Source organism: Agrobacterium sp. 719_389, assembly GCF_900188475.1.
GTDB lineage: Bacteria > Pseudomonadota > Alphaproteobacteria > Rhizobiales > Rhizobiaceae > Agrobacterium > Agrobacterium radiobacter.
The window spans coordinates 62,514-76,932 of the sequence record NZ_FYEM01000014.1; the positions used below are offsets into that span (position 1 = coordinate 62,514).

Sequence of the window (14,419 nt, forward strand, 5' to 3'; positions counted from 1 at the left end):
GGCGTCGCACTTCCCCGTCTCACGCTTTGACCCGAAAGCCAGCCGAGGTGCGTCCGCGCGGCGGGAAAGGACTCTTTTTTAGGAAGATGGTCCCGCCACCTGCGCCGACGTCATCCTCGGGCTCCCGAGGATCTACAACGTCTTGATTTTGTCGACGTGATTAGGTCCTTGGACAAGCCCAAGGATGACGTCGCGAGAAACCATATCCTTCGCGCTTGACCTCCGTTCAGGCGCAACCTCTCAAGAGATTTATACCGAATACCGGCGGATCAGGTCGGCATGACGGACGTGCATGTGTCGCAAAAAAATTGGCATGAAACTTCCGTCTGCCCCCATAGCATCCCCTTATTGCCCTTTTCACGGCCGTCGTTGTTTGAAAAGATCGCCGCCCAGAGGAGTGGGATGGCGAAAGGTTCGCCTGAAGCCTGCTCCGGCTATTGGAATGTTATCAGGAGGAATATCCGCTCATGTCTGACAAAAAGGCCGTCGTTCTCGTTCCCGGCAAGATCAACCCGCGCGTTCTTGAACGCCTCGAAGGCAAGGTCGAGATCGTGACAGTGCCTGCCGGCGCCGAGCCGGTTCTGCCTGAGGGTGCGGGGGAGCGCATCAATGCCGTCGCCGTTTCCGGCGTCGTCAACGCCAAATGGATCGATGCGTTGCCGAAGCTGGAGATCATCGCCAATTTCGGTGTGGGTTATGATGGCGTGGATGCCAAACATGCCGCCACGCGCGGCATCGTGGTGACGAATACGCCCGACGTGCTGAACGATGAAGTGGCCGATACGACGATTGCGCTGTTGATCAATACCGTGCGCCGGCTCTATCAGGCCGAGACCTGGCTGCGTGACGGCAAATGGGTTGGCGAAGGGCCGTTTGCCCTCTCTCCCTTCTCGCTGCGCGGCCGCAAGGTGGGTCTCTTCGGCATGGGCCGTATCGGCCAGGAAATCGCCAAGCGGCTGGAGCCCTTCAAGGTGGAGATCGGATACCACACCCGCAGCAAGCGGGATGGCCTCAACTATACCTATTACGGTTCGCTGAAGGAGATGGCGGAAGCCGTCGACATCCTGATCTGCATTGTGCCGGGCACGCCGGAAACGCATAAGGCAATCAATGCGGAAATCCTCTCCGCACTCGGGCCGCAGGGCGTTTTCATCAATGTCGGTCGCGGTTCCAGCGTCGATGAAGATGCGCTTCTGGAGGCTCTGAAGAGTGGTGCCGTGGGTGCTGCCGGCCTCGACGTGTTCTATGCCGAGCCGAAGGTGCCGGAAGCCTTCCTGTCGCTGCCGAATGTTTCCCTGCTGCCGCACGTCGCCTCCGCCTCGGTTCCGACGCGCAATGCGATGGCCGATCTGGTGGCGGATAATATTCTCGGCTGGTTCAGGGATGGCACGGTGCTGACGCCGGTGCCGGAAACGCCGGTCAAGGGGTAATCCTTTTCCAGCGTCATCCTCGGGCTTGTCCCACTGCTGCCCGGTTTAAATTTCCAGACAGGCTGCAGTCCCCTTGAAGTCGGTGGTGAGGGGTGCACATTCTCTCGACGTCATCCTCGGCCCTGTGCCGAGGATCTAATCACGTCGAATAAAATCAAGGCGTTGCAGGTGCTCGGGACAGGCCCGAGCATGACGAAAGAGGTGAAACTTGGCGCTCACCTCATACCCGTCCCTATTCCGCAATCTCCTCCGCCGTCACCCAGCGCCCTTCGGCAAACGACCGGGCCATGGCGTGGATGCTGCGCTCGATCTTCAGCCCTTCCTCGAAATCGATGATATGGGCCTTCTTTCCCTCGATCGCCGCTATCAGTTCGCGGCATTCGATCACCTTCAGATCATTGAAGCCGAGGCCGTGGCCGGGGGCGGGGATGAAGCGGTCATAGGGCTTGTGGTGGGGGGCGGTGAGGATGGTTCTGAAACCCTGCTCCTCGGGGCGTCCGTCCGTGGTGTAGAGCTGGAATTCGTTCATCCGCTCCTGGTCGAACAGGATCGAGCCGGTGGAGCCATAAATCTGGATGGCGATGCGGCCCTTGCGGCCCCAGGCGGAGCGGTTGGCGATGAGCACGGCGGAAATGCCGCCCTCAAGCTTCAAGAGAACGCTGGCAAGATCATGCGTCTCGACGGCGCGCTCGCCGCCGCCGGCAAGCGGGCGGGTCTCATAGGGTTTCACCATATCGGTGATGGCGCTTTCGGCATGGCCGAACAGGGCAAAGAGCAGCGATAACGGATGCACGGCGAAATCGTCCAGCGCGCCGTAACCGGAGGACGCCTCGCTTTTCCAGTAGAAGGGCTGGGTAGCGTCGGCCATGAAGTCCTCGTCCATTTCGGCGCGGACGTGATAGACCCTGCCGATTGCGCCCTCGTCGATCAGGCGGCGCATGTGGCGGATGACAGGGTTCTGGATGTAGTTGTAACCCATGGCTGCCGCTTTGCCGGAACGGCGGGCGGCATCGCGCATCTTTACCGCATCGGCAAAGGCGGGCGCCATCGGCTTTTCGCACCAGACATGCTTGCCGGCCTCAAGGGCGGCAATGGCCATTTCCGGGTGGAACGCATTCGGCGTGGTGACCGAGATGACGTCGATCTCGGGATCGGAAAGCAGATCGCGCCAATTGCCGGTGGAGCGGGCAAAACCGAACTCGGCCGCCTTTTTTGCTGCCAGTTCGGAATTGACTTCCGCCAGCGTCACGAGGCGCGGGCGCTCCACATCGCCGAAGACGCTGGTGACATTGTTCCACGCGAGCGCGTGGCATTTGCCCATGTATCCCGTGCCGATAAGGCCCACGCCAAGAGCGGCCATGGTATTTTCCTCCCGAGAGTTTTATAATGAAATCAATGTATTGAGCGTTTATTGAAATGTGGCAGGCGAAACAAAGCCCCTCCGCCCTCATCCCTGTGCTTGTCACAGGGATCCAGCCAGCCCAAGTCCTTGGGCTGGGAAGACTCTCCCCGTCGCGCAGACGCGCGCCGGCTGGATTCCTGTGACAAGCACAGGAATGAGGACAGGTGAGTGAATTACGGATTATCCCGCTTGAAAATCCAGTCGTGATCCGGGTGGTTCTTGAAGCGCCATTTGCGCATCGGCCCCGCCATCACGTTCAGATAATACATCTCGTAACCATAGGGCGCGCCGCAGGGGTGATGGCCCTTCGGGACGAGCACGACATCGCCATCCGAGACCGCCATGGTCTCGTCCAGCGAGCCGTCCTCAGTGAAGACACGCTGGAAACCGAAACCCTGCGCCGGGTTGAGGCGATGATAATAGGTCTCTTCCAGATAGGTCATGTCGGGGTAGTTATCCTCATCATGCCGGTGGGGCGGATAGGACGACCAGTTGCCTGATGGCGTGAAGACCTCCGTTACCAGCAGGCTGTCGGCCACGTCGCGTTCTTCCATGGCGATGGGGAAGATATAACGGGTATTGGCGCCCTTGCCGCGTTCGGTCAGCTGCACACCGGTTGGGCCAATCTGCTGCGCCTCACGGCTGCCTTTTTCGCCGGGTGCGGTGCAGACGCCGACGGTGCAGTCGGTCGTCGCCGTCAGCGACCAGTCAGAGCCGGCGGGAACATAAACGCAATGCGGCGGCTTGCGCTCGAAGACATTCATGCGGTCGCCAAGTTCGCCGAACTCCTTGCCGCCTGCGGAAATCTTCGCCTTGCCTTCGACCAGCACGAGGATGACTTCCGTATCGCCGGTGTTTTCCGCCGCCGTTTCGCCCGGCTTCAGGCGGTAGAGGCCGAAACCGACATAACCCCAATCCGCGCTTTGGGGCGTGATATCGTGCACCTTGCCGCTGGTCGCGACCGGCTTGCGCAGAAGTGAGGTCATGGTGGTGTTCCTTTTTGGTCAGTCGTAAAATTTATCGGGCGGCTGTTCCGACGTTCCCTCATCCCTGTCCCGGGGAACAGGAATGAGGAAAGGCTTCAGGCAGCCTCAGCCTTGTCCAGCCCCGCCTCGCGCGCAAACGCCTTCAGCGATTTCAGTCCAAGGCTCTGATATTCGAACGGGTTGCGCACATCAGGATCCTGTTCTGCCTCGATGACCAGCCAGCCGCTGTAACCATGCTCGGCCGCCACTTTCAGCACCGGCGGGAAGTTCACGCCGCCTTCGCTATCACCCGGCACGGTGAACACGCCGCGGCGAACGCCTTCAAGGAAGGAAAGCCGCTCGCCCCGTACCTGATCGGCAATGGCAGGGCGCACGTTCTTGGCATGGATATGGCCGACGCGACCCATGTATTTCTGAGCGACGCGCACGGGATCGCCGCCGCCGAACAGGCAATGGCCGGTATCGAGCAGCAGGTGCGTCTTCGGACCCGTGTGTTTCATCAACAGGTCGATCTCCTCTTCGCTCTCCACCACCGTTCCCATGTGGTGATGATAAACGAGGGTGATGCCCTGTTCGGCGGCAAAGGCGGCCAGCGCCTCGACGCCGGCACCGAATTTCGCCCAGTTCTCGGCCGCAAGGCGCGGACGGTCGACCAGCGCCTTCCCGTCATCACCGTGGATGGCGTTGGACGTCTCGCAGACGATGATGACCTTCGAGCCCATGGCCTTCAAGAGATCAAGCGCCGGCTGCATGGCCTTCTTTTCGGATTCGATGTCGTCGGTCAGAAGGTTCAGCGAATGCCAGCCGGAGACGAAAGAGAGGCCGCGCGGCGAAAGCACGCCCTTCAGGCCTTCCGGGTCGGTCGGGAACTTGTGGCCCTTCTCGATGCCGTCGAAGCCGATCTTGGCGGTTTCATCAAGGCACTGTTCGAGGCTGATATGCGCACCCAGCGTGCGGTCGTCGTCGTTCGACCAGGCGATCGGGTTGGTTCCGTAACGGATCATCTTACTGTCTTTCCTTGACATGGTTTTCATAACGGGCGCGGGCCGGGCCGATTTCGGCGCGGTCGGACACTTCGGGCACCGCGACATCCCACCAGTGACCGCCGGCCTGCGGCGTGGGGTAGGGGTCGGTATCGATGACGATCACGGTCGTGCGGGTGGATTCCCGGGCGCTGGCGAGCGCTGCTTCCAGCTCGGAAATGGTGGAGACCTTGCGAGCATCCGCCCCCATAGAGCCGGCATGGGCCACGAAATCGATGGCGATCGGGTTGACGTTGGTGTGGGCGTAGAGATTGTTGAACTCCGCGCCGCCGGTTTCCATCTGCAGCCGGTTGATGCAGCCGTAACCCCTGTTGTCGGTGATGACGAGCGTGATCTTGACGCCCATGGCGACCGATGTGGCAAGCTCGGAATTCATCATCATATAGGAGCCGTCGCCGACCATGACGATGACGTCCCGGTCCGGTTCCGCCATCTTGATGCCGAGGCCGCCGGCGACCTCATAACCCATGCAGGAGAAGCCGTATTCCATGTGATAGGAGAGCGGCAGCTTGGATTTCCACAGCTGGTGAAGCTCGCCCGGCATGGTGCCGGCCGCGCACATGACGACGGTATTGTCACGCGACTGGCGCTGCACCGCGCCGATCACCTGCATATCGGTCGGCAGGCTGTTGGCGTTGTCCTCGCCCGGCGCCGCCGTATCGGCATCGGCCTTTTCGAACCATGCAGCCTTGAGACCGGCATCCGGCGCCGCGAAACGGTGGCTGCCGAGTGCTGCGGAGAGTTTCTCAAGCCCGATCTTCGCATCCGCCGTCAGGCTGATCGCATCATGCTTGGCGCTGTCATAGGGCTGAACGTTGAGCGCAAGAATTTTACGGTTCGGGTTCTTGAACAGCGCCCAGGAGCCGGTGGTGAAATCCTGAAAGCGGGTGCCGACGCCAAAAACGAGATCGGCCTTCTCGCTGATGATATTGGCGCTTTCCGCACCGGTGACGCCGACCGGGCCGAAATTGAGATCGTGATCCCAGGCAAGCGCCGATTTACCGGCCTGCGTTTCGACGACCGGAATGGAATGGGTTTCGGCAAAGCGCTTCAGCGTTTCGGTTGCGCCGGCAAAATGCACGCCGCCGCCGGCAACGATGATGGGGTGCTTGGCCGCCTTGAGCGCAGCGACGGCCTCTTCGAATTCCACGACATCAGGCTCAGGACGGCGCTGACGCCAGACCCGTTTTTCGAAGAAACTTTCAGGATAATCATAGGCTTCAGCCTGCACATCCTGGCAGAAGGCCAGCGTCACGGGGCCGCAATCGGCCGGGTCCGTCATGGTGCGCATGGCGCGGGGCAGGGCTGTCAGCAACTGTTCCGGCCGCATGATGCGGTCGAAATAACGGCTGACCGGACGGAAGCAGTCATTCACCGTCATGGTGCCGTCGCCGAAATCTTCCAGCTGCTGCAGCACGGGGTCTGGGCCGCGATTGGCGAAGACATCGCCGGGGATCAAGAGCACCGGCAGGCGGTTGACATGCGCAAGCGCTGCCGCCGTCACCATGTTCGCCGCACCCGGGCCGATGGAGGAAGTGACCGCCATGGCGCGGCGGCGGCGCAGCTGCTTGGTATAGGCAATGGCCGCATGGGCCATGGATTGCTCGTTCTGGCCGCGATAGGTCGGCAGCTCGTCCCTGATGCCATAAAGCGCTTCGCCGATGCCGGCGACATTGCCGTGGCCGAAAATGGCCCACATACCGGCGATATAGGTTTCGCCATGTTCATTCATCTGCGCCGCCAGGTAACGAACCATGGCCTGCGCAGCCGTCAATCTGATTGTCTTCACGCTGCCTCTCCCTTTTTGGCGCGCGCCTCATCCCAAATACGGCACAGGCTGGTGTAACGCTGCGCCATATCCCTGACCGCATCCTCATCGGTCATCTTGCCGGAAAGCCAGCCGCGGGCGGCGTCGGCAAATATCGTGCGGCCAACGGCGAAACCTTTGACCAGATCGAAACCGGCGGCAAGACGGAAGCTCTCTTCCAGCTCGCTTTGCGGTGCGTCGAGGCCGAGAACGACGATGCCGCGCACATAAGGATCGTTGCGATGCACGGCGTCGCAGGCGTTCTTCCACGCGGCGCGGGTCTTCATCGGCTCAAGCTTCCACCAGTCAGGATAGACGCCGATCTCGTAAAAGCGCTCGATGATGCGGGCGGCGGTCAAATCGTCGGTCGGGCCGACCTTGGAGGGAATGACCTCCAGCAGCATTTCCAGCCGGTTGCGACGTGCCGCCTCGAACAGGCGCATCACGGTCTCTTCCTGTGCGGCGCGCATCTCCTCGGTATCATCGGGGTGATAGAAACACAGAACCTTGACGACATTTTCAAGCGGCCATTCCGAAAGGCCGCCGAAATCCTTGCCGAGATCGGGTTCCAGCGTCAGCGGGCGCGAGCCCGGCCATTCCACCGGACGGCCGATCCACAAGCCGGAGCCGCTGGCGGCAAACAGCGCATCGCGGCCAAGACGGCCATCGCAGAGAATACCATAACCCGCCTCACCGCCGGCAACCTGCTGTGCGGCCTGAAGGCAGAGCTTCTTGAAGGCGCCGATCTGCTCGTGCTTGACGCCAAGCTCGTCGGCGATCGCCTCCAGCTGCATGCGGTGATCGAAGGCGAAGACGCGCATCGTCTCCCAGTCGCCCTTGCGGTTGGTGGACCAGTGCACCTGCTCCAGCGCTTCGTCCTTGCGCAGCGCCCTGTTGCGGATGCCCGCCTTGAAGAAATATTGCAGTTCTTCCCAGCTTGGATAGGCCGGGGTGCAGCCGTGACGGGAGACGGCGAAAGCGCCGCAGGCATTGGCGTATTTCAGCGTCGTCGGCCAGTCCTCGCCGCGCAGCCAGCCGCGGAAAAGCCCGGCCATGAAACCGTCACCGGCACCCAGAACATTGAAGACCTCGATCGGGAAACCTTCGCCCGTCTCGCCATCATCGAGGCTATCGGGAATAGCGCCGGTGAAGACGACGGCGCCCATCGGTCCGCGCTTGCACACCAGCGTCGTATTCGAGACCTTGCGCACGGCGTTGAGTGCCGTGAGCGTATCTGTGGAGCCGCCGGCGATGTGGAACTCCTCTTCCGTGCCGACAATCAGGTCGAAGAGATGCAGGGTGGATTGCAGCTTGGCGGTAACCTTCTGCGATTCCACGAAACGGCTTTCGCCATCGCCATGGCCGGCCACACCCCAGAGATTGGGGCGGTAATCGATATCGAGCGCGGTCTTTGCGCCATTTTCACGGGCGAGTTTCAGTGCTTTCAGCACCGCCGCTTCCGTTTTCGGATGCGACAGATGTGTGCCGGTGGCGCAGATGCAGCCTGCCTCGGCAATGAAAGCGGGATCGATATCGTCTTCGCTGAGCGCCATGTCGGCGCAGTTTTCACGATAGAAGATCAGCGGGAACTGGTTCTGGTCGCGAATGCCGAGCAGCACCAGTGCAGTCAGCCGCTCCGGGTCGGTCTTCACGCCGCGCACATCGACGCCTTCACGCACCAGCTGTTCGCGGATGAAGCGGCCCATATGCTCGTCGCCGACGCGGGTGATGACGGCGCTGTTGAGCCCCAGGCGCGCAGCGCCGGCGGCAATATTGGTGGGAGAGCCGCCGATATATTTGGCAAAGGAGGCCATGTCCTCCAGACGGCCGCCGACCTGCGAGCCGTACAGATCGACAGACGAGCGCCCGATCGTGATAAGATCAAGTTTTTTCAAAAGCTTCCTCCTTAGCACCGCGCTTTTGCGCGGTGTGCCTCATGGTGTCGGGCGGATCAGGCAATCATGCCGCCACCTATCGCCATCCCGTTTCGGTGAGCCTCCTCCGCTCACATATCCCGTCACGAGACGGACGATTATGGAACGCCCGTTTCATGGATTTGGATCATAAATTCTATTTTTCCCGTTTTCAATAAAAATATTCAGGCCGTCTTGCGTGTTCCCACAGCAACCGCCAGCGTGATGGCGAGACAGAGCGTGGCGGAAAGCGAGCGGAACGCGCCGAAATCGATCTCCGTCACGGTCAGCAGCGTCGCGCCTGACTTCCGGAGCGGATTGACGGCGGAATCGGAAAGCGCCACGACCGGAATGCCGTTGGCGCGGGCATTTTCCGCAAGTTCCAGCGTTTCCGCGGAGTAGGGGGAAAAGGTGATCGCGATCAGGGCGTCGTCGCGGGAAATGGCGCTGATATTGCCGAGCCCGCCGACGGCGCTGTGCAGAACCGCCGGCACCTTCATCTTCTCGAAGGCATAGGCCAGATAGCTGGCAATGGGAAAAGAGCGCCGCAAACCGATGATATGCACGGTGCGCGCTTTTGCCAATGCAGAAACCGCCTCGTCAAGCTGCCGCGTATCGGCCGATTTCAGCAGCATTTCCAGCGAGGAACGGCCGGCCTCCACGAATTCCGCCAGCAGGCCGGACGCGCTTTCATCGCCCTTTTCACGCAGATGGTCGAGCCGCGTGGCATAATCCGGCCAGCCGCCGACATAGGAATCACGGAACAGGCGTTGCATTTCCGAAAAGCCGGAAAAACCCATGATCTGGCAGAAGCGCATGAAGGCCGAAGGCTGCACGCCGGCGCCTTCGGCCATTTCGGCGACGGTGGAAACGGCGATGCGATCCTGATTGGAAGCGACATAATCGGCGCATTGCCGCAATCGTTTCGGCAAACCCTCCGCGACCTGGAGCAGCCGCTCTTCAAAAGCCTTTACGGAGTCTGGCGCCTCGATTGCCGTCATTGTCATTCCCTCATGCAGACTGAAATCGTGTGCACTTTAACTGCAATGGAATTTTTATTCCATTGGGTTTTTTAAGGTATGAGTGATGGACGGGATTTGGGGCAGGAATGGCCAGCATACTCCCCTCATTCCTGTGACAAGCACAGGAATGAGGGTGGTGAGGGGGACTCAGTGCAGCCCGCCAACCCCAAGATGCGTATCGATAATACCAGGGTTCTCTGCAAGTTCGCTCGACGGCCCTTCCCAGACGATGCGTCCGCGTTCCATGATGATGGCGTGGTCGGCGAAGTCGATGGCCATCTGGATGCGCTGTTCGACAAGAAGAATGGTCATTTCGCCGGATTGGGCGAGCTTGGAGAAGGCCGCCATCAGTTCTTCGCAGATGACGGGGGCGAGGCCTTCGAGCGGTTCGTCGAGCAGCAGCACGCGCGGCTGGCCGAGAATGGTGCGGGCGGTGGAGAGCATCTGCTGTTCGCCGCCGGAGAGCTGCGAGCCAAGATTGCGGCGGCGTTCCTGCAGGCGCGGAAACAGCGTGTAGGCTTCCTCGATGGCCGATTTCGGCCTGCCCTTGAGGCCGACGAAGAGGTTTTCCTCAACGGTCAGCGTGGGGAAGACATCGCGGGTCTGCGGCACGTAACCGAGACCGGCTTTGGCGCGGGCGGCACTCGGCAGGGTGGCGATATCCTGTCCGCCGAGGCGGATATCGCCGGCGAAGCGTTTCGTCTGGCCGGCCAGTGTGGCGAAGAGGCTGGTCTTGCCGACGCCGTTGCGGCCGAGCACGGCAAAACGCGAGCCCGACGGCACGGAAAGCGACAGGCCCTCGATGACCCTTGTCGGGCCGTAACCGGCGGTGAGGTTGGTGATTTCAAGCGGCGCTGCGGGCATCGGCGTAACTTCCCAGATAGGCTTGGCGGACTTGCGCATTGCTGGTCACTTCATCCGGCGAACCGTCGAAGATGACCGCGCCTGCGGCGAGCACCACCACACGTTTGGCAAAACGGAAGACCAGATCCATGTCGTGTTCGATCATCAATATGGCGAGATCGGCCGGCAGCCGGTCGAGCGCCTGTTCGATCCGCGCCGTCTCCGTGGAAGGCACACCGGCGGCCGGTTCGTCCAGCAGCAGGATTTTCGGGCGGAGCGCCATGGCGAGCGCGATCTCGATCAGCCGCTGCTGACCGTAGGCGATTTCGCGCACCCGGGTTTCGGCAAGGCCAAGCAGACCCAGCGTGCCGAGAATGTCGCGTGCTTCGCTCATCACCGAGGGCATGGCGCGGTATCGGCCGAAGATCCGGCCCGTCTTGCCTTCACGCTGGAGAATAGCGAGGGCCACATGTTCCTCCGGCGTCATGTCCTGAAACAGCCGGGTGACCTGGAAGGAACGGACGAGGCCGCGCTTTACCCGCTGGCTGGAACTGAGGCCTGTCACGTCCTCACCGGCGATGCGTACTGTGCCAGCCGAGGGCTTGAGGTTGCCGGTGACGAGATTGACGAAGGTTGTCTTGCCGGCGCCATTGGGGCCGATCAGCACCGTGCGGTCTCCCGGCGAAAGCGACAGCGACACATTATTGGTGACGACGAGGCCGCCGAAATTCTTCTGCAGGCCGGAGACTTCGAAAATGGCGCTCATTTGCGGCCTCCGCGGATGCGCGTGATGATCTCTTCACCCGCGCCATAAAGCCCGCGCGGCGCAAAAAGCACGACGGCGATCAGCAGCAGGCCGACAATGGTGAGCCAGTGGAACGGGTTGGCGGCGGAAACCACGTCCTCGAACCACATGAAGGTGACGGTGCCGATCAGCGCGCCGTAGAGCGAGCCCGCGCCGCCGAGCACCAGCATGACCAGCCCTTCGGCAGAGAGCGTAAAGCTGAGGCTGTCGAGACCGACGACCTGGGTGGAGATGGCGTTCAGCGCGCCGCCAATACCGGCCACGATGCCTGATATGACGAACATCTTCAAAATAGTGCCGTTGACCGACCCGCCCATGGCCTGAATTCGGATGCTGTCCTGCTTGACGCCGCGGCACAACATGCCGAAGGGCGAATTGACCACCACCTTGAGGGCGAGGAAGACGATAAGCAGCAGACAGACGCCATAGATATAGGCGGTGCGGCCGAAAAGATCGAATTCGAAAGTGCCGAACAGGGCGTCGGGGGAGACGCCCGATAGCCCGTCGCTGCCGCCGGTCCAGCCGGAGGCCTTGTTGGCGGCCTCGTGGAACAGGTGGATGACGGCGATGGAGAGAACGAGCTGCGGCAGGCCGTGGGCGCGCAGCAGAACGGTGCCGGAGACCAGCCCGGCCACACCGCCCGCAGCCGCGCCGATGGCGGTCATCAGCAGCGGATCGGTGATCTCGAAATGGGCGGCGGCAATGCCGGCGGCATAGGCGCCCGCGCCGAAGAGCGCGGCATGGCCAAGTGTCGCGACGCCGCAATAACCGGTGACGAGATCGATCGACAGCACCAGCAGCGCTATGGCGATGATGCGGGTCAGCAGCGCCAGATTATCCGGAAACAGATAATAACCGACGACAGCGGCGGCGATGATGAGGAGCGGCCCTGCGAGCGCGCGCAGCGGCGAGCGCGCCTTCGAAATCTCTGCCGTTTCAGTCACGTCGTTCATGAGCACCGCCATCTCATTTCGCCCTTCCGAGAAGGCCGCGCGGGAACAGCGTGATGATCACGATGACCGCCAGGTAAAAGAAGAATTCGCCATATTCGGGGGCGAGATACCGCCCGGTCGTGTCGATCGCGCCGAGCAGCAGACAGGCGATCAGCGCGCCGGGAATGGAGCCTGCGCCGCCAACCGAAACCACCACCAGGAAGGTGACCATGTAGCGCAGCGCATAATAGGGTTCGACCGGCAAAAGTTCCGCGCCGATGACGCCGCCCATGGCGGCAAGGCCGACGGCGATGGCGAAGCTGACGGCGTAGATGATTTCGGTGCGCACGCCGAGTGCGGCCGCCATGGCGGCATTATTGACGGCCGCGCGCAGCTTGATGCCGAAGGCCGTTTTTTCGAAGGTGAACCACAATGCGCCGGCAACAGCCAGACCGCAGGCGATGGCGAAGATTCGGTGCGTGGCGATGGTGCGGAAGCCGAGATCGGTGGGGCCAGCCAGCTGCTGCGGCAAGGGGATGGTCTTCAGTGTGGGGCCGAAAACGAAATTGGCGATGCCGATGATGCAGAAGGTGATGCCGATGGTCATCAGCACCTGTGTCAGCTCCGGCGCGCCATAGATGCGGCGATAGAGGAAACGTTCGAGCGGAATGGCGATGACGATGGTGCCGACAATGGCGACGATGATCGCCAGGGCGTAACCGAGGCCGAGGCCGTGGGCGGCATAGGAGGCGAGATAACCGCCGATCATGGCGAAGGCGCCATGTGCCAGATTGACCACCCGCATCAGCCCCATCGTGACCGAAAGGCCGATGGAGATGATGAACAGGACCATGCCATAGGCAAGCGCATCGATGAGGATGCTGAAGACCGTCTGCACGCTGAAAAACCCTCCCGGTGCTGCAATGCCCATCCGGGCCGGAGACGGGCCGCTACTGGCGGCCCGACAACGTCGTCAAAGCTGTCGTTTACTTCGCGGCGGCGAGGCCCGGATCGCCCTGTTTTTCGAAAGTCTGGACTTCCTTGTTGTAATAGGCGCCGTCATCGCCCTTGGCGACCTCGCGCAGATAGATGTTCTGCGTGATGTGGCGGCTTTCCGGATCGATGCTGACAGGGCCGCGCGGGCTTGTCCAGGAAAGACCCTTCACCGCATCGACAGCCTTTTCCGCATCCTGCTTGCCGCCGGTGGCCTCGATCATCTTGCTGATGACATACATGCCGTCAAAGGCGCCGACGGAAGGGAAGGACAGTTCCTTCGGATTGCCGATCGCCTTGGTGGCGGCTTCCACGAAGGTCTTGTTTTCAGGCGAATCATGCGAGACGGCGTAATGGAACGTCGTCTGCATGCCGAGTGCGGCTTCGCCAAGCGCCGGCAGGTCGGATTCCTGCGTCAGATCGCCCGGTGCGAAGAGCTTGACACCTGAAGATTTCAGGCCGTTATCGTTGAAAGCCTTGACGAAGCCGAGCGTCGTCGGGCCCGACGGCAGGAAGGCGAAGACGCCTTGAGCGCCGGAATCCTTCACGCGCTGCATGATCGGGCTGAAATCATTGGTGGAAAGCGGCATGCGGATGGTTTCCACCACTTCGCCGCCGGCGGCCGTAAAGGCGGCCTTGAAGGCATTTTCCGCATCGACGCCCGGGCCATAATCGCTGACCAGTGAGATGACCTTCTTCACGCCGCCATCAAACGCCACCTTGGCGATGGGGGTGGAGGTCTGCCAGGTGGTGAACGAGGTGCGCACCACATAGGGGCTCTTGGTCACGATGGCCGAAGTGGCGGCATTCATGATGACCATCGGCACGTTGCCCTGCTTCAGAAGCGGCGTAACCGCCATGGCGTCGGGGGTGAAATAGAAGCCGGCGAGATATTGCACGCCTTCCTTCACCACCAGCTCCTGCGCCAGCGCCTTGGACTGTGCCGGATCGGCCTGCGGCACATCGCGATAGACGACCTCGACCGTGTCATCGCCGACCTTGTTGCCGTGAAGGGCGAACCAGGCATCGATGCCGGCCTTGAAGTTCTTGCCCTGCAACGCGAAGGGGCCGGAGAACGGACCGACCACGCCCACCTTGATCGTATCGGCATAGGCAACGGAACTAAAACAAATGGCCGCGATGGCGGCGGTGATCCGTAGTTTCATAACTTCCTCCCAATTGATCCGTGGCTCCCATCCACCGATCCAGACTGTCAGATTGATGACTGGGGTGGTCAAAGTAA

12 protein-coding genes are annotated in these 14,419 nt (G+C 61.4%); 1 reads left to right on the forward strand and 11 read right to left on the reverse strand.

The annotated features are described in order from the left end of the window. Window positions 1-467 precede the first annotated feature (467 nt). On the forward strand, window positions 468-1,430 hold the full coding sequence (locus CFB10_RS22035) for a 2-hydroxyacid dehydrogenase (protein WP_026363374.1): 963 nt from the start codon (window positions 468-470) through the stop codon (window positions 1,428-1,430). 232 nt (window positions 1,431-1,662) lie between these two features. Here the strand turns inward: CFB10_RS22035 and CFB10_RS22040 are convergent, their stop codons facing one another. The 11 genes from CFB10_RS22040 to CFB10_RS22095 all read right to left on the reverse strand — a co-directional run bounded on the left by CFB10_RS22040 (window position 1,663) and on the right by CFB10_RS22095 (window position 14,342). Beyond that, window positions 1,663-2,790 carry a Gfo/Idh/MocA family protein gene (locus CFB10_RS22040; protein ID WP_020009062.1) on the reverse strand — a complete coding sequence of 376 codons (1,128 nt, stop codon included), beginning with the start codon at window positions 2,788-2,790 and terminating at the stop codon, window positions 1,663-1,665. 215 nt (window positions 2,791-3,005) lie between these two features. Further along, window positions 3,006-3,818, reverse strand: coding sequence for a 5-deoxy-glucuronate isomerase (iolB, locus tag CFB10_RS22050; protein WP_020009061.1), 813 nt, complete (start codon window positions 3,816-3,818; stop codon window positions 3,006-3,008). A 95-nt stretch (window positions 3,819-3,913) separates the two neighbouring features. Continuing rightward, entirely contained in the window at window positions 3,914-4,822 is a 909-nt protein-coding gene (iolE, locus tag CFB10_RS22055; RefSeq protein ID WP_020009060.1) for a myo-inosose-2 dehydratase, read from the reverse strand. A 1-nt stretch (window position 4,823) separates the two neighbouring features. Further along, on the reverse strand, window positions 4,824-6,650 hold the full coding sequence (iolD, locus tag CFB10_RS22060; RefSeq protein WP_020009059.1) for a 3D-(3,5/4)-trihydroxycyclohexane-1,2-dione acylhydrolase (decyclizing): 1,827 nt from the start codon (window positions 6,648-6,650) through the stop codon (window positions 4,824-4,826). Next, the gene (iolC, locus tag CFB10_RS22065; protein WP_020009058.1) at window positions 6,647-8,563 is read right to left on the reverse strand and encodes a 5-dehydro-2-deoxygluconokinase; all 1,917 of its coding nucleotides are present in this window, start codon (window positions 8,561-8,563) and stop codon (window positions 6,647-6,649) included. The genes iolD and iolC overlap by 4 nt, the downstream gene beginning before the upstream one ends. A gap of 203 nt (window positions 8,564-8,766) precedes the next feature. Then, complete coding sequence (locus tag CFB10_RS22070; RefSeq protein ID WP_026363373.1) at window positions 8,767-9,582, reverse strand: MurR/RpiR family transcriptional regulator; 816 nt, start codon at window positions 9,580-9,582, stop codon at window positions 8,767-8,769. A gap of 168 nt (window positions 9,583-9,750) precedes the next feature. Beyond that, window positions 9,751-10,467: an ABC transporter ATP-binding protein gene (locus CFB10_RS22075; RefSeq protein WP_020009056.1), complete on the reverse strand. Its 717-nt coding sequence runs from the start codon at window positions 10,465-10,467 to the stop codon at window positions 9,751-9,753. Further along, a complete protein-coding gene (locus CFB10_RS22080) occupies window positions 10,448-11,212 on the reverse strand; it encodes an ABC transporter ATP-binding protein (RefSeq protein WP_003505479.1) in 765 nt (254 codons plus the stop codon). The genes CFB10_RS22075 and CFB10_RS22080 overlap by 20 nt, the downstream gene beginning before the upstream one ends. Continuing rightward, window positions 11,209-12,216, reverse strand: a complete 1,008-nt coding sequence (locus CFB10_RS22085) for a branched-chain amino acid ABC transporter permease (RefSeq protein WP_020009055.1) — start codon at window positions 12,214-12,216, stop codon at window positions 11,209-11,211. Before CFB10_RS22085 ends, CFB10_RS22080 begins: the two co-directional genes overlap by 4 nt. A 1-nt stretch (window position 12,217) precedes the next feature. Continuing rightward, entirely contained in the window at window positions 12,218-13,081 is an 864-nt protein-coding gene (locus tag CFB10_RS22090) for a branched-chain amino acid ABC transporter permease (RefSeq protein WP_026363371.1), read from the reverse strand. A gap of 88 nt (window positions 13,082-13,169) precedes the next feature. Next, window positions 13,170-14,342: an ABC transporter substrate-binding protein gene (locus tag CFB10_RS22095; protein ID WP_020009053.1), complete on the reverse strand. Its 1,173-nt coding sequence runs from the start codon at window positions 14,340-14,342 to the stop codon at window positions 13,170-13,172. Between the last annotated feature and the right edge of the window lie 77 nt (window positions 14,343-14,419).